We start from the raw sequence: 21852 nt of genomic DNA, 5'->3' as shown, positions 1-21852 counted from the left end.
CGCTTCGTCGCGTGCGGTGGGGCGGCGTGCCTTACGTCGGCCAGCCTTCCGGACCGGTGGACCCGGCGGGGTATTCCTCCAGCGGGACACTGTCCCGCGCCCAGGCCTTGAGCACGGGTTCTAGGATGCGCCAGCAGTCTTCCGCGGTGTCGCCGCGCACGGACAGCAGTGGATCACCGCTGAGCACCCCCTCGAGGACTTCACCGTAGGGGAGCAGCTCGGAGGCGCTGAGTTCGGCCTTCAGGGTGGCGCGGTCCAGGCTCAGCACGTCGCCGGGGCCGTTGACGTCGACGTCGAACTGCAGCGTGTCCGGCCCGAAGCCGATCCGCAACTGGTTGGGGGAGTCCACGCCGGTGAAGCCCCGGGGCAGGTGCGGCACCGGCCGGAACGTGACCACGGCTTCCTTGCGCATGGCGCCCAGCGCCTTGCCGGAGCGGAGGATGAACGGCACGCCCTGCCAGCGCCAGTTGTCGATGTCCACCTGCACCTCGGCGAGGGTTTCGGTGTTGCGCGACGCGTCCACGCCCTCTTCCTTGGCGTAGTCCGGGACCTTCCGGCCGTTGATGGACCCGGCTGTGTACCGGGCACGGCGGGTGTGCTTGGCGTACGGGGCCTTGATGCTGCTGGCCCGCAGGAGCGTGGCGACGGCATCGCGCAGGTCCCGCTCGTCCACCGAGGCGGGCGGTTCGATCGCCAGCAGGGCCATGATCTGCAGCAGGTGGCTCTGGATCATGTCGCGCAGGGCGCCCGCGCCGTCGTAGTAGCGGGCCCGGCCCTCCAGCGCGAGGTCCTCATCGAAGATGATCTCCACCTTCTCGACGTAGTCCCGGTTCCACACTGGCTCCAGAAAGGTGTTCGCGAAGCGCAGGCCCAGGATGTTCAACACCGTGGCCTTGCCCAGGAAATGGTCCACCCGGTGGATGTGGTCCTCGGGGACCAGCGCGGCCAGGGTCTTATTGAGCTCCCGCGCGGACTCCTCGCTGGACCCGAACGGCTTCTCCATCACCAGCCGGGTCCCCGCGGGTACCTGCTCCGGAGTCAGTGCCTTGCAGGCCAGTTCGCTGATCTTCGGCGGCAGCGCGAAGTACACGGCCACAGGTCCTTCCAGCGTGGCCAGCAGCCCGGACAGCTGCCCCTCGGCGGTGACGTCCAGCCGGTGGTAGCTGGTGCTTTCGCGGATCCGCTTCAGCTCGCGCTTGCCTGCGGTGTCGGCCTGGGAATTGGCGTCGGCGAAGGATGTCTCAAGACGCTCCAGCCAGCGTTCCGGGGTCCAGTCGTCCGAGCCCGCACCCACCAGGGTGAGGCCCGCGGCGTGGCCCTTCGCCACCAACCGGGCCAGGCCCGGCAGCAGCAGCCTCCCGGTCAGGTCGCCCGAAGCGCCGAGGATGAGCAGGGTTTTTACACTTGGTTGACTGGTCACCTACGCCAGCATGCCATCTTGAAGGCCCGTCTTGGTACCCTAGATAGTCGAGTCCCGTTGTCGAGGCAGTTCGTTCCGGCGAAACAGTCACGACTCTGGCGTGCCGCACCGGCCGCCAGCTGTAGATCCACTGAAAGAAGTGCACGGCGCGTGTTCAATTCACTCTCTGACCGGTTGACAGCAACCTTCAAGAACCTCCGTGGCAAGGGCCGCCTGACCGAGGCGGACGTTGACGCCACGGTCCGCGAAATCCGGCGTGCCCTGCTGGACGCCGACGTTGCCGTGCCGGTGGTCCGGGAGTTCACCGGCCGCGTGCGCGAGCGTGCCCTCGGCGCCGAGGTCTCCGGTGCGCTGAACCCGAGCCAGCAGATCGTGAAGATTGTCAACGAGGAACTGGTCGAGATCCTCGGCGGCGAGACCCGCCGCATCCGGCTGGCCAAGACCGGCCCCACCATCATCATGCTCGCCGGCCTCCAGGGCGCCGGTAAGACCACGCTCGCCGGCAAGCTCTCCAAGTTCCTCAAGGCGCAGGGCCACAGCCCCATGCTGGTGGCCTGCGACCTGCAGCGCCCCAACGCCGTGACCCAGCTTCAGGTGGTCGGCCAGCGTGCCGGCGTTCCCGTCTTCGCCCCGCACCCGGGCGCCACCTCCACCGAGCTGGACCACCCCGCCGGTGACCCGGTCGCCGTCGCGCGCGCCGGCGTCGAGGAAGCCAAGCGCACCCTGCACGACGTCGTGATCGTGGACACCGCCGGCCGGCTCGGCGTCGACGCCGAAATGATGGAACAGGCCCGCCAGATCCGCCGGGCCATCGTCCCCAACGAAGTCCTCTTCGTGATCGACTCGATGATCGGCCAGGACGCCGTCAACACGGCGATGGCGTTCGATGAAGGCGTCAACTTCACCGGCATCGTGCTCTCCAAGCTCGACGGCGACGCCCGCGGCGGTGCCGCGCTGTCCGTCGCGTCGGTGACCGGCAAGCCGGTCATGTTCGCGTCCACCGGCGAAGGCCTGGACGACTTCGAGCTCTTCCACCCGGACCGGATGGCCTCGCGCATCCTCGACATGGGCGACGTGCTGACCCTGATCGAACAGGCCGAGAAGTCCTGGGACAAGGACGAAGCAGCCCGGATGGCGAAGAAGTTCGCCGACCAGGAGGACTTCACCCTTGAGGACTTCCTCGCCCAGATGCAGCAGATCCGCAACATGGGCTCGATGAAGAAGATGCTCATGATGATGCCGGGTGCGCAGAACATCCGGCAGCAGCTCGAGCAGTTCGACGAGCGCGAAATTGACCGGGTCGAGGCGATCGTCCGGTCCATGACCCCGCACGAGCGGGTGGCCCCGAAGATCATCAACGGCTCCCGCCGCGCCCGCATCGCCCGCGGTTCCGGCGTGCACGTCTCCGAGGTCAACGGCCTGCTGGAGCGCTTTGCCCAGGCGCAGAAGATGATGAAAAAAATGGCGGCCGGCGGCGGCATGCCCGGGATGCCGGGAATGCCGGGGATGGGCGGCGGCGGTGCCCGCAAGGGAGCCAAGAGCGCGCCGAAGAAGAAGGCCCGCTCCGGCAACCCGGCCAAGGCCGCGCAGGAGCTCAAGGACGCGGAGGCGCGGCGCGCCGCCGGCCCAAAGGCCGTGCCCACCGGTGCAGCCTTCGGCCAGCAGGGCGGGGAATTCGACCCCTCCCAGCTCAACCTGCCCAAGGGCTTCGACAAGTTCCTCGGCGGCAGCAAGTAGCCGAAACCGGTCTGCCGCCGGCAGCAGCATGCCGACAGCCAGTATGTCGTCGGCTTCGTTGACGGGGCGGTGCCATAGGCTTAGGACATGTTCAAGCAGCGCGTAGTCTTCGTCCACGGGGCCGGCAGTTTTGGCGCCGCGGCGTGGCCGAAGCAGCACGGCATGGCGCTGAGCTACGACGCCCTGTTCCTGCGGCGCCACGGTTTCGACCCCGTCGCCGAACCGCAGGAAACAGACTTCGCCGCCGACGCCGGCATCGTGCTGCGGGCCTTGGCGGACGACGGCCGCGGCGAGGCCGGCGGCCACGTCGTGGCCCACTCGCAGGGCGCGATCGCCGCGATGATGGCCGCCGTCGAACGCCCCGACCTCGTCCGGTCCCTCACCCTGGTGGAACCGGCCTGCCTCTCGCTTACGGCAGAACTGCCGGCGACCGCCGCGCACCGGGCCCTGATGCAGCCGCTCTTCGACGTCCGGCACAACCTCGGCGACGAGGATTTCCACCGGGAGTTCGTGCGCCGGGTGTTCGCCGCCCACGCCCCGGTCCGCGGCACCGTGGGCGAGCCCGCGGTGGAGGACGGACGCGCCGCGCGGCGCCTCCGCCTGCAGGCACCGCCGTGGGAAGCCCCGCTGCAGATTGTTCCGGGCGTGCCGACGCTGGTCCTGACCGGCGGCTGGGAACCGCTCTACGAGGAAATTGCCGGCTACCTGCGGGAGACGGGCGCCTTGCACCGCACCGCCCCGGGCGGGCACCGGCCGCAGGATTCGAAGGAAGGCGACCGCGCCATCCGCTCCTTCATCGCCGACGTCAACCGCAGCCGGCACGCCCACGCCTCCTGACGCGCCGGTGCCGCGCGTCAGAAGGCTGCCGGGGCCCCGTCTAAGAGGGCGCGCCGAGGGAGGGCCCGGGCAGGTAGACCTTGCCGCCGGCCGCCAGGAATTCGTCGCTTTTCGCGCGCATTCCGGCTGCCATCTGTGCCAATGCTGCCTGGGAATCCGCTGAACCGTATTCGTCCCGGATGTCCTGGCTGATCCGCATGGAGCAGAACTTCGGCCCGCACATGGAGCAGAAGTGGGCTGTCTTGGCCGGTTCGGCCGGCAGAGTCTCGTCGTGGAAGGCCTCCGCGGTCACCGGGTCCAGGGAAAGTGCGAACTGGTCGCGCCAACGGAATTCAAACCGGGCCTTGGACAGGGCATCGTCGCGTTCGTGTGCACCGGGATGCCCCTTGGCCAGGTCGGCGGCGTGGGCTGCGATCTTGTAGGTGATGACCCCGGTCTTCACGTCGTCCTTGTTGGGCAGGCCCAGATGCTCCTTGGGCGTGACGTAGCACAGCATGGCCGTGCCGTAGCGGGCGATCTCCGTGGCGCCGATCGCCGAAGTGATGTGGTCATAGCCCGGTGCGATGTCCGTGACCAGCGGCCCCAGCGTGTAGAAGGGCGCCCCCTTGCAGAGTCCCTGCTGGCGCTCCACGTTTTCCCGGACGAGGTGGAACGGCACGTGGCCCGGGCCTTCCACCATGACCTGGACATCGAACTCCCAGGCCCGCTGCGTGAGCTCGGCCAGGGTATCCAGCTCGGCGAACTGGGCTGCGTCGTTGGCGTCCGCCGTCGACCCCGGCCGCAGCCCGTCGCCGAGGGAGAAGGCGACGTCGTAGCGGGCAAAAATTTCGCACAGCTCGTCAAAGTGTTTGTACAGGAAGTTCTCCTGATGGTGCGCAAGGCACCACCCGGCCATGACCGAACCGCCGCGGGACACGATTCCGGTAACCCGGTTGGCGGTCAGCGGGACGTACCGGAGCAGCACTCCGGCGTGGATGGTCATGTAGTCGACGCCCTGCTCGCACTGTTCGATCACGGTGTCCCGGAAGATTTCCCAGGTCAGCGCATTTGCCTCGCCGTTGACCTTTTCCAGGGCCTGGTAGATCGGGACAGTGCCGATGGGGACAGGGGAGTTGCGGATTATCCATTCGCGGGTGGTGTGGATGTCGTCCCCGGTCGACAGGTCCATCACCGTGTCCGCTCCCCACTGCGTGGCCCACTGGAGCTTGTCGACCTCCTCGGCGATGGAGCTGGTGAGCGCAGAGTTGCCGATGTTCGCGTTGATCTTGACCAGGAACGCCTTCCCGATGATCATCGGCTCGGACTCCGGGTGGTTGATGTTGCTGGGGATGATGGCCCGGCCGGCGGCGACTTCGCTGCGGACGAGCTCGACGTCGCAGTTCTCCCGCAATGCGACGAAGCGCATCTCCGGTGTCACGAGGCCCTTCCGTGCGTAGTGCATCTGGGTGACCGTTCGGCCCTCAACGGCGCGGCGGGGCTCCGGCGGCGCTCCGCGCCATTCCGCTGAGGCGGCACCGCGTCGGACCGCGGATTTGCCGTCGTCGAGCAGGTTGCGTTCCCGGCCGCTGTAGGGTTCCGTGTCCCCGCGTCCGGCGATCCATTCACTGCGGAAAGCGGCGAGCCCCACCACCGGGTCGTTGCCCGGTCCCGCGGTGCGGTACACCCGGAACGGAGGATTCCCGACGCCGCCCGGGGATGGTTCCAAGGCAATTTCCGTCACCGGGACGCGGATCCCGCCGTCTTCGACATACGCGAGTGCATGGGATTTCAGGGACTGCGTCACGGTTGTTGCGCCGCTGGCGGGAGGCTCCGTTGGCGCGGCGCTGTTCCCGTTCAGGGCAGGGCTGTGCTGTGGATTTGTTGCGCTCAAAGAACTACTCACTTCCTTCGCCGGCATTACCCGGACAGGTTCAACGGTCGCAGGCTGCGCCAGCCTGATCTCAGCCCCTGCAGGGGCACCCGTGTGGTCGTAGACGAAGCTACCACAGGGCGCCCGGGAAGCCGGCGGGGGCGCCCGGACCGCGTCTGTGTCAGCGTGGCGTCGTGATTCAGCGCAGGGTCTTGCCCCGGGGTTGGACGCGCTGGGCCCGCGGATCGCCATGCGGATTAGGCTTTAGGCCATGAGCAGCATCATCGAATTCAGCGGCCCGGTCCTCACGGCAGTCGATCGGGAGCGGCGCGGAGTGTGGGCCGTGGACGGCAGGCTGACCTTCAACCGGCCCGCGGCCGCGGCGGACCTAATCCTGGATGGCTGGGTCATCCCGGGCCTGGTCGACGCGCACTGCCACATCGGGCTCGGTCCCGGCGGAGACGTCCCGGACGAGGTAGCCGAGCGGCAGGCCCTGACCGACCGCGACGCGGGAACGCTGCTGGTCCGCGATGCCGGCGCGGTCCACGACACCCGGTGGATCCAGCAGCGGAGCGACCTGCCGCGCATCATCCGCTCCGGGCGGCACATCGCGAGGACGCGACGGTACCTGCGGGGCTTCGCCGTCGAGGTTGAACCCGGGGACCTGGTGGAGGCCGTGCGCAAGCAGGCCCGCGCGGGGGACGGCTGGGTCAAGCTGGTGGGCGACTGGATCGACCGCGACGCCGGCGACCTTGCCGCCAGCTTCCCGGCCGGGACCGTAAAGGACGCGGTCCGGGCTGCCCACGACGAGGGCGCCCGGGTCACGGCGCACTGCTTCGCGGAAGACACCCTCGATGACATGCTCGACGCCGGTATTGACTGCATCGAACACGGCACCGGGCTGCTGCCCCGGCACGTGCCCCGCTTCGTCGAACAGGGTGTGCCGATCGTGCCCACGTTGATCAACATCGCCACCTTCCCGGACATTGCGGCCCAAGCCGAAGGCAAGTTCCCGCGCTACGCCGCACACATGCGCTCACTCTGGGAACGCCGCGCCGAACGGATCGTGGAGGCGTACGAAGCCGGCGTGGCCATCTACGCCGGGACGGACGCGGGCAGCGTCATCAAACACGGCCGGATCGCCGATGAACTCGAGGCCCTGCACACCGCCGGACTCCCGGCCGCAGCGGCGCTCGACGCCGGAACCTGGGCTGCCCGGGGCTGGCTCGGTGCCGAATCCATTGCCGAAGGCGCCAGCGCGGACGTGCTGGTCTGCGCCGAGGACCCCCGCCGCAACCTCGCGACCCTGCGGGCGCCCCGGAACATCGTGCTGCGCGGGGAACTGGTAGGTCAAGAGCCTCTCCCGCATTAGGAATAAATTGAAGCTTCAAGTAATTTATGTCTAAGTAAGGTCACCGAAGGTCGGTGGCCGCAGGACCACCACCGGAGCGTTTCGATGACCGCAGAAACCAGCACCCAGGATCTCCTTCCCGCCGAACTCACCATGGGCACCGTGATGCTCAAGGTAGGCGACATGAAGGTCATGACCGATTACTACCAGCGCGCCCTCGGCCTCGACATCGTCGCCGAGCAGGACGGCGGGCTGTACCTTGGACGCAAGCGCAAGCCCCTCGTCCACCTGGCCCCCGCCCCCGGGCTGAACCTGCCCTCCCGCGGCGAGGCCGGCCTCTTCCACACCGCCCTGCTGTTCGAGGACCAGCCCTCGCTGGCCGCCACCGTCGCCTCCGCTGCGCAGTACGAGCCGCAGTCCTTCACCGGCAGCGCCGACCACCTCGTCAGCGAGGCCTTCTACTTCAATGACCCGGAGGGCAACGGCATCGAGCTGTACTGGGACCGGCCCCGCGACGCCTGGTCCTGGGACGGGAAGAACGTCGTGATGGACAGCCTCGCCTTGCCCCCGCAGCGTTACCTCGAGCAGCACCTCACCGAAGCGTCGCTGGCCGGCCAGCGCGAGGCGGACGCCGGCGTCGGGCACGTCCACCTGCAGGTCGGCGATGTGCAGTCCGCCCACGACTTCTACGTCGGCACGCTGGGATTCGAGAAGACCGCGGGCTGGCACGGCCAGGCCCTCTTCGTCTCCGCCGGCGGCTACCACCACCACATGGCCATGAACGTCTGGAACAGCCGCGGCGCCGGACCCCGCCACGACACCCTTGGCCTTGGCGAAGTGCTCATCGAAGTTCCTTCCGGAGACGACGTCGGCGCCCTCGCCGACCGGCTCAAGACCGCCGGCGTCGAGTCCCACCACACGGGTGCCGAGTTGCGCTTCGATGATCCGTGGCGCAACCGGATCCGCGTCGCCGTTCGCTAAGACCGCAGCCGGACCTGCCCAGCCGGACCTGCCCAGCAGGGCCTCGGCTCCGTCTGGGCTAGGCTGAAACCGGCGGCCGCCGCAGGGCGGCTGCCGGCACCATGCCAGCCCTACCCCCGGATGAGGAGCACTTCCTTGGGATTTACTGAAATCTTCGTCGCCACCCACGATGCCGCCCTGAAGCGCGCGTCGGCCCTCGACGGCGGCGCCGCGGCTGCCCCGGGCGCTGTCCGGATTCCGGACATCAGCGACTTCGAGGTGGAGCGGCTGGGCGACCTGGCCGGCACCGCCGTGCACGCCGCGGGTGCCGACTATGAGCTGGCGATGGTGGACGTTGCCAGCGACTCGCTGCTGGGCGTGCCGGCTGCGATGGTCCGGGCCCTCGCGGAGCTGCTCAGCTACGAGACGGAAGGCGAAGGCGATGTCCTGGCCGAGGTCGCGGAAAGCTGGGCGGCCGAGGAGGACATGCCCTTCGGCGCCGAGCAGGCCGCCCGCTACGTCCGGCAGCTCGCCGAGCTGGCGGCCGGCGTCGACCCCGCCACGAAGTCAGGACTCTACGTCTGGACGTCCTGACTCGACGCCCGCCCCGGCCAAAAACCACCCGCAAGTTGCCCGCCGCGGGTGTCAAGTCGAAATCCGCGCGGTGATCTGGCACAATGAACACGTACTCGATCTGCGTGGCCCCTCTCTCCGCGTCCGGATCCTGTCCTTTAGAACCCCCTAGTACGGCCCGCCCCACGGGTGCAGAACGCCGGGCTCGACCCCGTTTCAGAAACAGGAGTGACCACAAAAGTGGCCGTAAAGATTCGCCTTAAGCGCTTCGGCAAGATGCGCGCACCGTACTACCGCATCGTCGTCATGGACGCACGCTCCAAGCGTGACGGCCGTGCCATCGAAGAGATCGGCAAGTACCACCCGACCGAAGAGCCCTCGTACATCGAGGTCGACACGGACCGTGCCCAGTACTGGCTCGGCGTCGGCGCACAGCCGTCCGAGCAGGTCGCCGCGATCCTGAAGATCACCGGTGACTGGCAGAAGTTCAAGGGTCTCCCCGGCCAGGAGGGAACCTTGAAGACCAAGGCTCCCAAGGAAGCCTTCGTCACCCCGGAAAAGGGTTCCGTGATTATCCCGGAAGCCATCACCAAGAAGGCTAAGAAGGACGACGCAGCCGAGGCTCCCGCCGACGCCGAAGCAGAGACCACCGAGGCTGAGTAAATTGCTGGCAGAAGCGCTCGAACACCTGGTCCGCGGGATTGTTGACAGTCCCGAGGACGTTAAGGTCAGTGCGAAGAACAACCGCCGCGGGGACACCCTCGAAGTGCGCGTTCATCAGGACGACCTCGGACGGGTGATCGGACGCCAGGGCCGCACCGCACGCGCCTTGCGCACTGTGGTGGCGGCACTGGCCGACGGCGAGCCGGTCAGGGTCGACGTCGTCGACACCGACCGCCGCCGGTAGCGCGACCAGCAGTACTTGTCTTTAGTCCGGCCCCTCCACCAGCTTATGGTGGAGGGGCCGGACTGTTTTGCGCAGTAAACGCACCCCACATTCCAGACTTACAAAGAACCCGAACAGAGGAACAGATGCAGCTTCAGGTGGCACGAATCGGCAAGCCCCACGGCATCCGCGGCGAAGTGACCGTCCAGGTGCTGACGGACGCGCCCGGTGACCGCTTTGTTCCCGGCACACAGTTCGTGGTGGAACCCGCGTCGGCCGGTCCGCTGACCGTGGAAAGCGCCCGCTGGAACAAGGACATCCTGCTGCTGGCCTTCGAAGAGGTGGAGACCCGCAACGAGGCGGAAGCCCTCCGGGGCGCGAAGCTCTTTATCGAAACCGAGGAACTGGACGAGGACAACGACGAGGGCTGGTACGAGCATGAGCTTGTCGGCCTGGACGTCCGCGTCGGCGACACGGTGGTCGGCAAGGTGTCCGGGCTGCACACCATGCCGGTCCAGGACCTGCTGGTGGTGACCGACCAGGACGGCAAGGAAATCCTTATCCCGTTCGTGGAGCAAATCGTGCCCGAAGTCAACGTCGGCGAAAAGTACGTCCTTGTCACCCCGCCTGCCGGCCTGTTCGAGGTCAACAGCGAGGCCGGCGCTACCCCCGACGACGGCGACGCCGACGCCGACGCCGACGGGAAGGCCGGACGCGGCGCAGGGGACAACGCCTAAGATGCGGATCGACGTCGTCAGCATTTTTCCCGAGTACCTCGCACCGCTGGAACTTTCCCTGATCGGGAAGGCGCGGCAGGACGGCCTCCTGGAGCTGAACGTCCACGACCTCCGCGACTTCACCACGGACCGGCACCGCACGGTGGATGACACCCCGTACGGCGGCGGCGCCGGCATGGTGATGAAGCCCGAACCCTGGGCCCAGGCCCTGACCGCGGTGGTCCATGCAATGCCGGAATCGGCGCCGGAGGCGGGTCCGGAAGCCGCCGGCGCGGAGGGCGCCCGCAAGCCCGTGTTGATCGTCCCGTCACCGGCGGGGGAGCGCTTCAGCCAAGCGATTGCCCACGAACTTGCCGAAGAAGACCAGCTGGTCTTCGCCTGCGGACGCTACGAGGGCATCGACGAACGCGTGCTGGAATGGGCCGCGGAGCACTTCACCGTCCGGCCCATGAGCCTGGGTGACTACGTGCTGAACGGCGGCGAGGTGGCCGTGCTGGCCATGGTCGAGGCGGTCGGGAGGCTGCTGCCCGGAGTCGTCGGGAACCCCGAATCGCTCGTGGAGGAATCCCACTCCGACGGCCTGCTCGAATACCCGGTGTACACCAAGCCTTCGAGCTGGCGGGAACGTGAGGTTCCGGCCGTGCTGCTGAGCGGCAACCACGGCAAGATCGCGCAGTGGCGGCGCCACGAACAGTACCGGCGCACCGCTGAACGCCGCCCGGACCTGCTGGAGGCGTTCGACGCCGGCAAGCTGCCCCGCGCGGACCGTGCGGCTTTCGGGGAACTGGGCTACGACGTCGTCGACGGGCGGCTGCAGCGGCGACCCGACGCCTAAGCACGGCCGATCCTGCTGGGCCAATTCACCAAAACACCGCGGAATGTGGCAAAATTAGTCCTTGTGCCTGCTGGGTGCGAACCTGCCACAGGGGGAGCGTCACCAACAGTGCGGCACCCCGGCCCTGTCAATTCCTGACGGAGCCGGAACGACAAAACTTTCGGCGGGAATTTCCGGTGCGCAAGCACCGGGCTTGGCCGCCGTGACCCAACGTGAATGACCTGTGGCGTTCACCAGGAGTGGATCAATGCATATCCTCGATTCCGTAGACGCAGCCTCGCTGCGCAGCGATGTTCCCGAGTTCCGCGCGGGTGACACCATCAAGGTGCACGTGAACATCATCGAAGGCAAGAACTCCCGTGTCCAGGTCTTCCAGGGCTTTGTCCTGGGCCGCCAGGGCGACGGCGTCCGCGAAACCTTCACCGTCCGCAAGGTCTCCTTCGGCGTCGGCGTGGAGCGTACCTTCCCGGTACACTCCCCGATCATCGACAAGATCGAGCTCGTCTCCAAGGGTGACGTGCGCCGCGCCAAGCTTTACTACATGCGTGCACTGCGCGGTAAGGCTGCGAAGATCAAGGAAAAGCGCGACTTCCAGACCGCCAAGTAAGTCCTCCGGACTTACCCAGCGGGTCCACGGACGGCCCCGGCAACTCCCGGGCCCATCCGCCACTGCGCCGTTCAACTAAGAAATGCGTAAGAGGACACGGATCATGGAACAGACAAGACGCCGGCCCAGGAAACTGGGCTGGCGTTTTGTGCTTTTGGGCCTGGTTCTGGCCGTGGCCATCAGCGGCTTGATCCGCTCGCTGTGGCTGGACGTGTACTTCATCCCCTCCGCGTCGATGGAGCCGCTGCTCCGCGACGGGGACCGGATTGTGGTCTCCCGGACCGACTTCGCGTTCGACCCTGTCCGCCGCGGCGACATCGTCGTCTTTGACGGCCGCGGCTCCTTCGCCCCGCTGGGCAGCGGCCAGGGCCCGGCGGCCGACTTCCTCGCTGGCCTGGGCCACTGGCTGGGCCTCACCGGCAGCGACACCACCTACGTGAAGCGTGTCATCGGGATGCCCGGCGACCACGTGGTCTGTTGCGGTGCCGACGGGCGGCTCACAGTCAACGGCCAGAAACTTGAGGAACCCTATGTGTATGCGGGCGACGCCCCCAGTGAGCTGAAGTTCAGCGTGATCGTCCCGGACGGACGGCTCTGGCTGATGGGGGACCACCGCTCCAAGTCGGCCGATTCCCGCAGCCTGCTGGGCGCGCCGGGCGGCGGAATGGTGCCGCTGGAACGCGTGATCGGCCGGCCGGTCCAGATCATCTGGCCGCTTGATAGATTTGCAGCAATACCGCGGCCCGTCGAGGCCGCCACGACGATTAAGAACGGACAGTAGATGCCCGAGACCGGACCCCGGACTCCTGATCCGCGGGGGCACGACGAGCCCCGAGTGACCTCCTCGCCCATTCCGGGCACCGACCACCCGACGACGCAGCTGCCCGCCGCACCGCGGGCCGAGCACATCCCGGCGCCGCTACAGGCGGAAGCGGCGCCCAACCCGGAACCGGCGCCGGTGACGGCGGAAGCGGCACACGCGGTTCCCGCGGCGCGGCCCGAGCGCGCCGAGGGCGCCCCGCAGGCGGGCCCCTCGCACGCCGGACCGTCGTCCGCGCGTGCCCGGAAGGCGAAGGGCCGCGAAGGCCGCAGCCCCGTACTCCTCTGGCTCAAGGAGATCGCGACCGTGGTGGCGATCGCCGTCGTGCTGTCCTTCCTGATCAAGACCTTCCTGTTCCGGGCGTTCTACATCCCGTCCGAATCCATGATGAACACCCTGGACGTCAACGACCGCATCTTCGTCAACCTGCTGGTGCCGGAACCGATCGCCCTGCAGCACGGCGACGTCGTCGTGTTCCGCGACACCAAGGGCTGGCTGGTGCCCACCGCGAAGAAACCGGCCGGACCGCTCACCGGCGTGCAGGACGTGCTGACGTTCGTCGGGCTGCTCCCGGACAACTCCGAACAGCACCTCGTCAAGCGCGTTATCGGCCTGCCCGGCGACCACGTCATCTGCTGCGACGGCAGCGGCCGGCTCACCGTGAACGGGGCGCCGCTGGACGAGAAGTACGTCAACAGCGCCGAGGTCCCGCAGGTGCGCGACTTCGACGTCGTGGTTCCCGCCGGCAAGGTCTGGGTTATGGGCGACAACCGGAACCACTCCGCAGACTCCCGCGCGCACCGGGAAATCAACGGCGGCTTCATCGACATGGCCGACATCGAAGGCAAGGCAGCCGTGATCGCGTGGCCGCTGAACCGGATCACTGCCCTGGACAACTACCCGGACGTCTTCCGCGCTGTCCCCGCCCCGGCAGGGAAGTAGGACAGCAGCCGTGTCCGAAGCACCCACCCTCGACTACGAGCGCCGCTTCCGCGGCTCCGGCGCCCGGCTCCTCGCCGGCATCGATGAGGTGGGCCGCGGCGCTTTGGCCGGCCCGGTCAGCGTCGGCATCGCGGTCGTGGACCTGCACAAACAGCGGCTGCTCGCGGACGTGCGGGACAGCAAGCTGCTCAAAGGCGCGGAGCGGGAACGGCTGGAGCCGCTAGTGCGCAGCTGGAGCGTCGCGTCCGCCGTGGGGCACGCATCCGCGGCGGAAATCGACGCGCTCGGCATCATCGCCGCGCTCCGGCTCGCCGGCAACCGGGCCTGGTTCTCGGTGCTGGCGGCCGGGGTGACGCCGGATGTGGTGCTGCTGGACGGCAGCCACAACTGGCTCTCGCCCGCGGCGCAGGCCTCGCTCTTCGACGAGGTTCCGGACGAGCCCGGCTGCGACGCGCCGGTGCACACCCTGGTCAAAGCCGACATGCAGTGCCTCAGCGTCGCCGCGGCCTCCGTGCTGGCCAAGGTCGAACGCGACCGCCAGATGACCGCCCTGCACACCGAATACCCGGACTTCGGCTGGAACGAGAACAAAGGCTACGGCACGGCTGCGCACAAGGACGCGCTCCGCGCCAAGGGCCCCACCCCGTACCACCGCGTCAGCTGGCAGTTGCTCGGCGACTGAGCAGGATCCGCTCCACCGCGGGCGGCGGGCCGGCGGGCAGGTGGCGCGCGGCCGGCGCCCGATGGTGCAAGATGGAACCATGAGTGCCGAGGACCTTGAAAACTATGAAACCGACATGGAGCTACAGCTCTACCGCGAATACCGCGACGTCGTCGGGCTGTTCAGCTACGTGGTCGAGACCGAGCGGCGATTCTACTTGGCCAACCACGTTGACCTGCAGGCCCGCAGCGCCGACGGCGAGGTCTACTTCGACCTGACACTGCAGGACGCCTGGGTGTGGGACGTCTACCGCTCCGCCCGATTCGTCAAGAGCGTCCGCGTCATCACCTTCAAGGACGTCAACGTCGAAGAGCTCCCGCGCAGCGAGGAGCTTGCCCTGCCCAAGGTCGAGGGCCTGGGGAACTGACTTAGGGCTGGGCGGCCTTGCCTCTGGTCGCCCGCAGCGGTCACTTCCGTGCTGTTGAAGGCGGAATTATCCCGCTCGCCAGCGGCGACCAGGCTACGGACCGGGAGTCCGAGGCCTGGTCGCCGACAGATCAAGATTCGATGGGGCCGTTCATGGCCGACTGGGTAAGTTGGACGTCGAGGGCGCGCATGTTACCGATAGAGGTGCCCGCCGGGGCCATCTCCACAGCCCAGTCCAGGGCGTTTTGGTCCAGCATCCACGAATCGGGTTCGTGGAGGAAACTCGAAATGTATGCCGCCGCGTTCGAGGCGAAAGTCCTGCCCTTTTCGGATCGGGAAATATAGACGCTGTTGGCAATGTAGCGTCGCCACGGCGCGAGCAAATCAATACCGGAGGAGGCCGCCACGACGGCGTCGAACCCGGTCATAGTCGTGTGAGCTTGGGAAATCGGTGCAGTCGGGAAGAGATCGACGTCCTGGACCCATACGTCGGTTCCGAATTTGTCCATGACAGCCTCTGCGACCAAATACCGCGCACATGCGAAATAGGTAATCCGGTTGCCCACACGCGCCGGCACTTCCGAAGACGACCACGAGAGCTTCGGCGGCATGGACGCTCGTCCGCTAAACGAGTGAATCGTGCTCAAGAGTTCTTCCGCTTCGCTAATGAACGCCCGTGCTTCATTTTCCGACGCTACTAGGTGGAAATGCAGATGGAGTTCCGGCTCTGCAATGGCATAGAAAAGAATTCTGGCCAAGAACCGACGAAGAAACTCTGTATTGGCCGAATAGAGAATGGTAGCCCTCGCCATTGGGGAGTAGTCGGCTCCGTGCCAGGTAATTGTCGCACCTTGGGCGACCCCGCTCTCCGGCAACCCGTAGGTGAAGCTTCCCATGTCGAGATACAGGGATTTGACGAGGTCGCGGTTGGACGAAAGAGCGGACTGGAACTCTCGCCGCGCTGCGTTCCTGCCTTCGAGGACACTGAGAACCTGACCGCGGAGCAGGCTGGAGGTCGTGCTTGAACCGTTGAAGGCGGACGATGTGGCCAGCAGATGACGCAAGTCGGATTTTACCGATTCAGAGGCGGGGCTGTCTGTTAGCGACGTGACGTGGAAAACTTCTCTCCGGACCGGAGCTACATGTCGTTCCAAGAGCCCGTGCAGTGCGGTCATGCCGGTGAGGCTCGCCATCACATTGCCGGTCACCGAGTCAGAAAAGTCGGCATGGGCAGAGTAGAGATCGCAAAGAACCGCCAGGCGACTCTTGGCTGGAAGCTGTCGTATCCGTCGGAGTTTTCGAAGTACGTCCTTTGCGATGCGCATGACCCTGCTCTCCCACTCAGAATCACCGAAGTACTTCCATGCCACGAGAGTCTGCAGCATCTTCTCTGCTTCTTCTTGCGTCGTGGTCTTTGCCGGCTGGCGAAGCCAGACTTCCAAATGCGCCACGTGCTTTAGACCGTCAGCTCTTACGCGTGGTGTCAAGGGGCTGGTTTCCCCGTCACTAGTGACCTCATCAACCCAAGCCACAGTTTGGTTCATGGGGCCTGGTAGGGCATCATCGGATAGCTCGAGCCGCTTTCCGGCCGCCAATCCCAAGGCCTGACCGGCGTGGGAAACCCGGTCCCGGAGCCGCAGTATGTAGCGGCTGCCCGGAGAGGGGGGTACGTGTGTTAAGTCCACTGTCAGCACTGTTGCTGCTTTCTGTCGGCCAGGGGTCCTGGGGCATCATTCACGTTGCACGCTTTGACGGTGTCCCGGTCTGAGGTCAGTGGTTCAGGGCTTGCCGCCCTGGCGATCGTCAAAAGGTCGCTTATCTGTTGCAAGCCTAGGGACAGAGGAGTGGGGCGACAAATTCTTGGATTCTTAAATAGTTGCCGGGCGGCCTGTCGTGCTTATGCGGTGGCAAGAAACGGCTTCCCACTCGGCGACGTTGGCCGGGCCTGTTCTCCGGACTTTTCCACATGAGAGCCGTATGGTCTGTGCTGCGGAGCCGCGGGGTCCCAGTCTGGAGGCATGAGAGCAAAGGATGTGCTGGGCCGGCGCGGCGAGGAACTCGCAGCCGGCTTCCTCGAAGCCCAGGGGATGCGGGTTGTGGACCGCAACTGGCGCTGCCCCGAGGGCGAGATCGATATCGTGGCGCTCGACGGCGACGCCCTGGTCATTGCCGAGGTCAAAACCCGCACATCACTCGCCTACGGGCACCCCTTCGAAGCCGTCGGCGTGGACAAGCTTGCCCGGCTGCACCGGCTGGCCTCCGCGTGGTGCCGCGACCATGAGCTGCGGATGCCGCTGCGCCGCGTGGATGTCATCGCCGTCCTCGACGACGGCAACGGCGAGCCGGCCATCGAACACCTCAAAGGGGTGGGGTAGATGGCGCTTGGCCGGACCTATTCCGTCGCGCTGGTAGGGCTGAACGGCTACATCGTCGAGGTCGAGGCCGACATCGGCCAGACGCTGCCCGCGTTCGTGATCCTCGGCCTGCCCGATGCCTCGCTCAACGAGGCGAAGGAGCGGATCCGCTCCGCCGCACAGAACTCCGGCATCCCGCTCAGCCGCCGGAAGATCACCGCGAACCTCATCCCGGCGTCCCTGCCCAAGCGCGGTTCCGGATTCGACCTTTCCATCGCCATGGCGGTGCTGATCGCCGCCAACGACGTGCGCCCTACCGGAAGGAACGTCTTCATCGCGGAACTTGGCCTGGACGGGCGGCTGCGTCCCGTCCGCGGCATCCTCCCGGCGGTGATGGCCGCCGTGCAGGCCGGGTATCCGGACGTGGTCGTCGCGCAGGCCAACGCCGCCGAGGCCGAACTGGTGCCCGGAGCCAGGGTCCGCGGTTACCGGACCCTGGCCCGGCTGGCGTTCGACTTCGGAGCAGAGCCGCAGGACCTGGCACTCGATTTCGAGCCGGTGGAGGAGGAACCGGATGGCGCCGGGGGAACCGCTGTGCCCGGCCTGGCCCCGGACATGTGCGATGTCTCCGGGCAGGCCGAGGGCCGCCGCGCTTTGGAAGTGGCTGCCGCCGGAGCCCACCACGTGCTGCTGACCGGTCCGCCCGGCGCCGGCAAAACCATGCTGGCCGAGCGCCTGCCGGGTCTGCTCCCTGACCTCGGCGACAGGGAAGCCATGGAAGTGACAGCCATCCATTCGCTCAGTTCGCTCACGTCCGCTTCCGTCACCCTGCTGCGCCGGCCGCCCTACGAGAATCCGCACCATACCGCGACAGCGGCCGCCATCATCGGGGGCGGATCCGGACTGCCTCGCCCCGGCGCGGCTTCCCGGGCGCACCGAGGGGTGCTGTTCCTGGATGAGGCTCCGGAATACGAACGACGCGTCCTCGACGCCCTCCGGCAGCCGCTGGAGAGCGGTGAACTGGTCATCCACCGCTCGGCAGGAACAGCTGCCTACCCGGCCCGGTTCCAGTTGGTCCTCGCCGCCAACCCCTGTCCCTGCGGCAAAGCGTCCGGCAAGGGCGTGGACTGCACCTGCACGCCGATGATGCGGCGGCGCTATCTCGCCCGTATGTCCGGCCCCTTGCTGGACCGGGTCGACATCCAGCTGGAGGTCGACCGCGTGGCACTGGCAGACTTCGGCCAGCCCCGCGCCGAAGAGGGCACAGCGGAAATCGCGGCCCGGGTGTGCGCTGCCCGGGATCTCCAACTGCACCGGCTCCGGCCACTCGGACTGGAAACCAACTCGCAGGTACCGGGGCGGGTGCTCCGCGGCCCGCTGCGGCTGGCCGGTCCCACCACCCGCATCCTCGACCATGCGCTGGAACGCGGCGCCCTGACTGCTCGTGGCTACGACCGCGTGCTGCGCCTGGCCTGGACACTGACGGATCTGGACGGCCGCGACACCCCGGGGGCGGACGACGTGGGCCGGGCGCTCGGCCTGCGACAGGCCACCGCGGCCGCCGCCTGACGGTGCCCGCCTAAACCGCCCCCGTGAAGACCCCACAGCCTGAGGAGAACAGGAACACCATGACAGAGAACGAGAGGACCGCCCGCGCCGCGCTGTCCAGGGTCCTGGAACCGCAGGACGCCGCCGGCCTGGCACTCGTCCGCGCCGTCGGCGGCGAGGACGCGCTGCGGATCGCGACCGGCCAGCTGGCGGCCGGCGCAGGGCTGGAACAGGAACTGTCACAGCTGCTGGAGGAGCACGGCGCGGGAGGCGGCTGGGCCGGCCTGGGCATGGCCCTCAAGCGCTGGGCGCCGCGGGTCCCCGACCTGGCCCCGGAACGTGACTTGGCGACCATGCAACGCCTGGGCGGCCGCCTGCTGATCCCGACGGATCAGCTGTGGCCGCGCCAACTCGCGGACCTGGGGCTGCAGGAGCCGCTGTGCCTCTGGTGGCGTGGTGTGGAGCAGGAGCTGCCGGCGGTGAATAAAGCAATCGCCCTGGTGGGCTCCCGGGACAGTACCTCCTATGGCTCGGCGGTGACGGGCGACCTTGCCTACGCCTTGGCCCAGCGGGGTTTCACGATCATCTCCGGCGGAGCCTACGGCATCGATGCCCACGCCCATCGGGCAGCCCTGGCCGGCGCCGCGGGGGCCCTGCCCACCATCGCGGTCATGGCCGGGGGAGTGGACCGGTTCTACCCGGCCGGCAACGAGGACCTGCTCCGCGCGGTCGCCAACCAGGGCGCCGTGCTGGCCGAGGTCCCGCCCGGGTCGGCGCCCACACGCTACCGGTTCCTGCAGCGCAACAGGCTGATCGCTGCGCTGGCCTCCGTGACGGTAGTGGTTGAAGCGCGCTGGAGGTCCGGGGCGCTGAACACCGCCCACCACGCCGAGGCCCTGGGCCGCGCCGTCGGGGCGGTTCCCGGTTCGGTGCACAGTGCTAACTCGGCCGGCTGCCACCGGCTGCTCCGCGAGGGCGGCGCGGTGTGCGTTACGGATGCCGGCGAGATCGCGGAACTGGCCTCGCCAAGCGGCGACTCGCTGCCCGAGGCCAGGTCCGGCCGCGTCGAGGCGCACGATGGGCTGACCCTGGAGGACCTGATCCTGCTGGACGCCCTACCGCTGCGCATCACCAGCTCGGTCGAGAAACTCGCCGCGGTGGCCGGACTGAGTCCGGAATCCGTCAGGGCAGGCCTCGGACGGCTCGGACTGCTGGGTCTGGCTGAATCCCACCACGGCGGCTGGAAACGCTCCGCCACGGCGGGTTGAGCGACGCAGCTGCTCTGTGGTGGCACGCTGATCTGTGGCGCTCCGCAAGGCAACCCCGCCTTTGGCCCACTTCCGGTGCGGCCTCACCCCGCCCGGAGCCCTTAGTCCACCGGCGCGGTGGCGAGGAACCGGACGGTGGCGGCGCACCGTGACGCTGCGCCGCGGACGGTCCCATTGCTGCGAGACTGGGACGGTGTCAACACAGCAACTGCCCGGAGCGCTCGCCGAGGCCGCCCACCGCTTCGGCCGCTACCTGGAAGCCGAAAGGGGCGGCTCAGCCCACACCGTGCGCGCCTACCTCTCCGACGTCGGGAGCCTGCTGGAGCATGCTGCCACCGAAGGCGCCGGGGATCTCGCAGACCTGGAACTGGGCACGCTTCGCCGCTGGCTCGGAGCCCAAAGCGAGGCGGGGATGTCGCGGGCGACGCTGGCCCGTCGTGCCGCCACCGCGCGGGCCTTCACCGCCTGGGCAGTCCGCGAGGAGCTCATCGCCGTCGACCCGGCCCTGAGGCTGAAGGCCCCCAAGCGGGAGAAGTCCCTGCCGGGTGTTCTGCAACAGGGGCAGGTGCGGCGGTTGGTGGCCGGGGCCGAGTCGGCCGCCGCTGACGGAGAGCCGCTGGCTCTCCGCAACCGCGCCATGATTGAGCTGCTCTACGCCACGGGCGTCCGCGTCGGTGAACTCTCCGGCCTGGACATCGACGACCTCGACCCGGACCGAAGGACCCTGCGGGTGCTCGGCAAGGGCAACAAGGAACGGACAGTCCCGTACGGCCTCCCGGCGGCTATCGCCGTCGACGACTGGCTGCGCCGCGGCCGCCCGGCCCTGGCGGCGCCCGGCTCGGGCCCGGCCCTTTTCCTCGGCGCTCGCGGCAAGCGGGTGGACCAGCGCCAGGTCCGCAGCGTCGTGAAGGATCTGCTGGACGGGCTGGGGGACACGTCGGCCACCGGCCCGCACGCCTTGCGGCATTCGGCGGCTACGCACCTGCTCGACGGTGGAGCTGACCTGCGGGCCGTGCAGGAGATCCTCGGCCACAGCAGCCTGGCCACCACGCAGATCTACACCCACGTCTCGGTCGACCGGCTGCGGAAGAGCTACCAGCAGGCGCACCCGCGCGCCTGACCGGGACCCGCCCGGTACCCTGCCAGGGCGCGCCCGGGACGCATGCCCGCCCACCGCCCCACTGCGCGCCCGGAACCTGGCCAAGGGGCGCCCGGCCGCCCCCGAAGCCGCCACGACTCGCCGGGAGCGACGCGCCGAATTGCACTGGCGTAATTAGACGGGGTACGGCACAATGAGACTCACGCCCGGCAACTTTCAAGTGGTGCTTGAACCGATAAAACATCGTTTCACCATGCGAGGTCCGGACCTATTTTTTGCACCGTGGGGTCGCTGGCCGCACACAGATTGAAACAACTGAATAGTCTGGCAGGGGCAACTGCCCCGCACGCGGAACCACGCAGCAGACAGACATCCAGGCAGAGGTCGTTGGGGAAGACGTACCTATAGCTATGGAGGATGGAATGTCTGTTGCACTAACCCGCGGAGTCCTGTTCGTACACTCGGCCCCGACAGCCCTGTGCCCCCACGTTGAGTGGGCCATTGGGTCTGTCGTGGACAAGCGCACGGACCTCGAGTGGACTGCCCAGCCTGCTGCGCCCGGAATGTTCCGGGCCGAGCTGTCGTGGACCGGAACGCCGGGCACGGGGGCTCAATTGGCGTCTGCGCTCCGCGGCTGGGCGCACCTGCGCTACGAGGTTACCGAAGAGCCCAGCCAGGGCGTCGACGGCGGCCGCTGGTCGCACACGCCCGAACTCGGCATCTTCCACGCCGTCACGGACGTGCACGGCAACATCATGGTCTCCGAGGACCGTATCCGCTACGCCTACGAGTCAGGCGCGGGCGACCCCTCCGCGGTCTACCACGAGCTCTCCCTGGCCCTGGGCGAGGCTTGGGACGAGGAACTCGAACCCTTCCGGCACGCCGCCGAAGGCGCGCCCGTCCGCTGGCTGCACCAGGTCGGCTAAGCCCCCTTCCTGCGCC

General features: G+C 67.8%; 22 protein-coding genes and 1 riboswitch. Of the genes, 19 read left to right on the top strand and 3 right to left on the bottom strand.

Translation table 11 applies throughout. From position 1 onward, the window contains the following. Window positions 1-31 precede the first annotated feature (31 nt). Window positions 32-1420, bottom strand: coding sequence for a glucose-6-phosphate dehydrogenase (locus ACUYM2_RS11035; protein ID WP_481600095.1), 1389 nt, complete (start codon window positions 1418-1420; stop codon window positions 32-34). Window positions 1421-1570: 150 nt separating this feature from the next. Here ACUYM2_RS11035 and ffh point away from each other — a divergent pair, with 150 nt between their 5' ends. Together ffh and ACUYM2_RS11025 are read left to right on the top strand one after the other, a co-directional pair. After that, complete coding sequence (gene ffh, locus ACUYM2_RS11030) at window positions 1571-3157, top strand: signal recognition particle protein (protein WP_481600094.1); 1587 nt, start codon at window positions 1571-1573, stop codon at window positions 3155-3157. A gap of 87 nt (window positions 3158-3244) precedes the next feature. After that, window positions 3245-3994 carry an alpha/beta fold hydrolase gene (locus tag ACUYM2_RS11025; RefSeq protein ID WP_481600093.1) on the top strand — a complete coding sequence of 250 codons (750 nt, stop codon included), beginning with the start codon at window positions 3245-3247 and terminating at the stop codon, window positions 3992-3994. 40 nt (window positions 3995-4034) lie between these two features. Here ACUYM2_RS11025 and thiC read toward each other — a convergent pair whose 3' ends face one another. Beyond that, the gene (thiC, locus tag ACUYM2_RS11020) at window positions 4035-5891 is read right to left on the bottom strand and encodes a phosphomethylpyrimidine synthase ThiC (protein WP_481600092.1); all 1857 of its coding nucleotides are present in this window, start codon (window positions 5889-5891) and stop codon (window positions 4035-4037) included. Next, a riboswitch (TPP riboswitch) is annotated at window positions 5860-5967 on the bottom strand. It overlaps the preceding gene by 32 nt. A 147-nt stretch (window positions 5968-6114) precedes the next feature. Between thiC and ACUYM2_RS11015 the strand changes: the two genes are divergently transcribed. The 12 genes from ACUYM2_RS11015 to ACUYM2_RS10960 all read left to right on the top strand — a co-directional run bounded on the left by ACUYM2_RS11015 (window position 6115) and on the right by ACUYM2_RS10960 (window position 14642). Beyond that, a complete protein-coding gene (locus ACUYM2_RS11015) occupies window positions 6115-7215 on the top strand; it encodes an amidohydrolase family protein (protein WP_481600091.1) in 1101 nt (366 codons plus the stop codon). An 84-nt stretch (window positions 7216-7299) separates the two neighbouring features. After that, complete coding sequence (locus ACUYM2_RS11010; protein ID WP_481600090.1) at window positions 7300-8175, top strand: VOC family protein; 876 nt, start codon at window positions 7300-7302, stop codon at window positions 8173-8175. Between the two features lie 135 nt (window positions 8176-8310). After that, window positions 8311-8748 carry a hypothetical protein gene (locus tag ACUYM2_RS11005; RefSeq protein ID WP_481600089.1) on the top strand — a complete coding sequence of 146 codons (438 nt, stop codon included), beginning with the start codon at window positions 8311-8313 and terminating at the stop codon, window positions 8746-8748. Window positions 8749-8967: 219 nt separating this feature from the next. Next, entirely contained in the window at window positions 8968-9390 is a 423-nt protein-coding gene (rpsP, locus tag ACUYM2_RS11000) for a 30S ribosomal protein S16 (RefSeq protein WP_138769023.1), read from the top strand. A 1-nt stretch (window position 9391) separates the two neighbouring features. Continuing rightward, complete coding sequence (locus tag ACUYM2_RS10995; protein WP_056426755.1) at window positions 9392-9634, top strand: RNA-binding protein; 243 nt, start codon at window positions 9392-9394, stop codon at window positions 9632-9634. Between the two features lie 125 nt (window positions 9635-9759). Then, the gene (rimM, locus tag ACUYM2_RS10990; protein WP_481600088.1) at window positions 9760-10350 is read left to right on the top strand and encodes a ribosome maturation factor RimM; all 591 of its coding nucleotides are present in this window, start codon (window positions 9760-9762) and stop codon (window positions 10348-10350) included. 1 nt (window position 10351) lies between these two features. Continuing rightward, on the top strand, window positions 10352-11185 hold the full coding sequence (gene trmD / locus ACUYM2_RS10985; RefSeq protein WP_481600087.1) for a tRNA (guanosine(37)-N1)-methyltransferase TrmD: 834 nt from the start codon (window positions 10352-10354) through the stop codon (window positions 11183-11185). Between the two features lie 247 nt (window positions 11186-11432). Continuing rightward, entirely contained in the window at window positions 11433-11792 is a 360-nt protein-coding gene (rplS, locus tag ACUYM2_RS10980) for a 50S ribosomal protein L19 (protein WP_090953186.1), read from the top strand. A 103-nt stretch (window positions 11793-11895) separates the two neighbouring features. Further along, entirely contained in the window at window positions 11896-12573 is a 678-nt protein-coding gene (lepB, locus tag ACUYM2_RS10975; protein WP_481600086.1) for a signal peptidase I, read from the top strand. A gap of 54 nt (window positions 12574-12627) precedes the next feature. Further along, window positions 12628-13554 carry a signal peptidase I gene (gene lepB / locus ACUYM2_RS10970; RefSeq protein WP_481600085.1) on the top strand — a complete coding sequence of 309 codons (927 nt, stop codon included), beginning with the start codon at window positions 12628-12630 and terminating at the stop codon, window positions 13552-13554. 10 nt (window positions 13555-13564) lie between these two features. Continuing rightward, window positions 13565-14236 carry a ribonuclease HII gene (locus ACUYM2_RS10965; RefSeq protein WP_481600084.1) on the top strand — a complete coding sequence of 224 codons (672 nt, stop codon included), beginning with the start codon at window positions 13565-13567 and terminating at the stop codon, window positions 14234-14236. A gap of 79 nt (window positions 14237-14315) precedes the next feature. Then, window positions 14316-14642: a DUF2469 domain-containing protein gene (locus ACUYM2_RS10960; protein WP_056426737.1), complete on the top strand. Its 327-nt coding sequence runs from the start codon at window positions 14316-14318 to the stop codon at window positions 14640-14642. 130 nt (window positions 14643-14772) lie between these two features. Here ACUYM2_RS10960 and ACUYM2_RS10955 read toward each other — a convergent pair whose 3' ends face one another. Further along, the gene (locus tag ACUYM2_RS10955) at window positions 14773-16185 is read right to left on the bottom strand and encodes a hypothetical protein (protein WP_481600083.1); all 1413 of its coding nucleotides are present in this window, start codon (window positions 16183-16185) and stop codon (window positions 14773-14775) included. A gap of 474 nt (window positions 16186-16659) precedes the next feature. On the opposite strand from ACUYM2_RS10955, the gene ACUYM2_RS10950 reads away from it, so the two are divergent. The 5 genes from ACUYM2_RS10950 to ACUYM2_RS10930 all read left to right on the top strand — a co-directional run bounded on the left by ACUYM2_RS10950 (window position 16660) and on the right by ACUYM2_RS10930 (window position 21836). After that, complete coding sequence (locus ACUYM2_RS10950; RefSeq protein ID WP_481600082.1) at window positions 16660-17016, top strand: YraN family protein; 357 nt, start codon at window positions 16660-16662, stop codon at window positions 17014-17016. Further along, window positions 17017-18564 (top strand): YifB family Mg chelatase-like AAA ATPase, encoded by a 1548-nt coding sequence (locus ACUYM2_RS10945; RefSeq protein WP_481600081.1) that lies wholly within the window; start codon window positions 17017-17019, stop codon window positions 18562-18564. Between the two features lie 59 nt (window positions 18565-18623). Next, a complete protein-coding gene (dprA, locus tag ACUYM2_RS10940; RefSeq protein WP_481600080.1) occupies window positions 18624-19811 on the top strand; it encodes a DNA-processing protein DprA in 1188 nt (395 codons plus the stop codon). 193 nt (window positions 19812-20004) lie between these two features. Continuing rightward, on the top strand, window positions 20005-20931 hold the full coding sequence (locus ACUYM2_RS10935; protein WP_481600079.1) for a tyrosine recombinase XerC: 927 nt from the start codon (window positions 20005-20007) through the stop codon (window positions 20929-20931). 401 nt (window positions 20932-21332) lie between these two features. Beyond that, window positions 21333-21836 (top strand): DUF3145 domain-containing protein, encoded by a 504-nt coding sequence (locus ACUYM2_RS10930; protein ID WP_136322385.1) that lies wholly within the window; start codon window positions 21333-21335, stop codon window positions 21834-21836. The last annotated feature ends 16 nt before the right edge of the window (window positions 21837-21852 follow it).

It is taken from the genome of Arthrobacter sp. SD1074B (assembly GCF_056780195.1).
This window is presented reverse-complemented; position numbering and strand designations above follow the sequence as displayed.

Coding starts and splice junctions, on each gene's coding strand:
- ACUYM2_RS10945 (WP_481600081.1), top strand. CDS start 17,017: ATGGCGCTTGGCCGGACCTATTCCGTCGCGCTGGTAGGGCTGAACGGC.
- ACUYM2_RS11010 (WP_481600090.1), top strand. CDS start 7,300: ATGACCGCAGAAACCAGCACCCAGGATCTCCTTCCCGCCGAACTCACC.
- trmD (WP_481600087.1), top strand. CDS start 10,352: ATGCGGATCGACGTCGTCAGCATTTTTCCCGAGTACCTCGCACCGCTG.
- ACUYM2_RS10950 (WP_481600082.1), top strand. CDS start 16,660: ATGAGAGCAAAGGATGTGCTGGGCCGGCGCGGCGAGGAACTCGCAGCC.
- ACUYM2_RS10955 (WP_481600083.1), bottom strand. CDS start 16,185: ATGAACCAAACTGTGGCTTGGGTTGATGAGGTCACTAGTGACGGGGAA.
- rimM (WP_481600088.1), top strand. CDS start 9,760: ATGCAGCTTCAGGTGGCACGAATCGGCAAGCCCCACGGCATCCGCGGC.
- ACUYM2_RS10960 (WP_056426737.1), top strand. CDS start 14,316: ATGAGTGCCGAGGACCTTGAAAACTATGAAACCGACATGGAGCTACAG.
- ACUYM2_RS11025 (WP_481600093.1), top strand. CDS start 3,245: ATGTTCAAGCAGCGCGTAGTCTTCGTCCACGGGGCCGGCAGTTTTGGC.
- ACUYM2_RS10930 (WP_136322385.1), top strand. CDS start 21,333: ATGTCTGTTGCACTAACCCGCGGAGTCCTGTTCGTACACTCGGCCCCG.
- ACUYM2_RS11015 (WP_481600091.1), top strand. CDS start 6,115: ATGAGCAGCATCATCGAATTCAGCGGCCCGGTCCTCACGGCAGTCGAT.
- dprA (WP_481600080.1), top strand. CDS start 18,624: ATGACAGAGAACGAGAGGACCGCCCGCGCCGCGCTGTCCAGGGTCCTG.
- thiC (WP_481600092.1), bottom strand. CDS start 5,891: ATGCCGGCGAAGGAAGTGAGTAGTTCTTTGAGCGCAACAAATCCACAG.
- rplS (WP_090953186.1), top strand. CDS start 11,433: ATGCATATCCTCGATTCCGTAGACGCAGCCTCGCTGCGCAGCGATGTT.
- lepB (WP_481600086.1), top strand. CDS start 11,896: ATGGAACAGACAAGACGCCGGCCCAGGAAACTGGGCTGGCGTTTTGTG.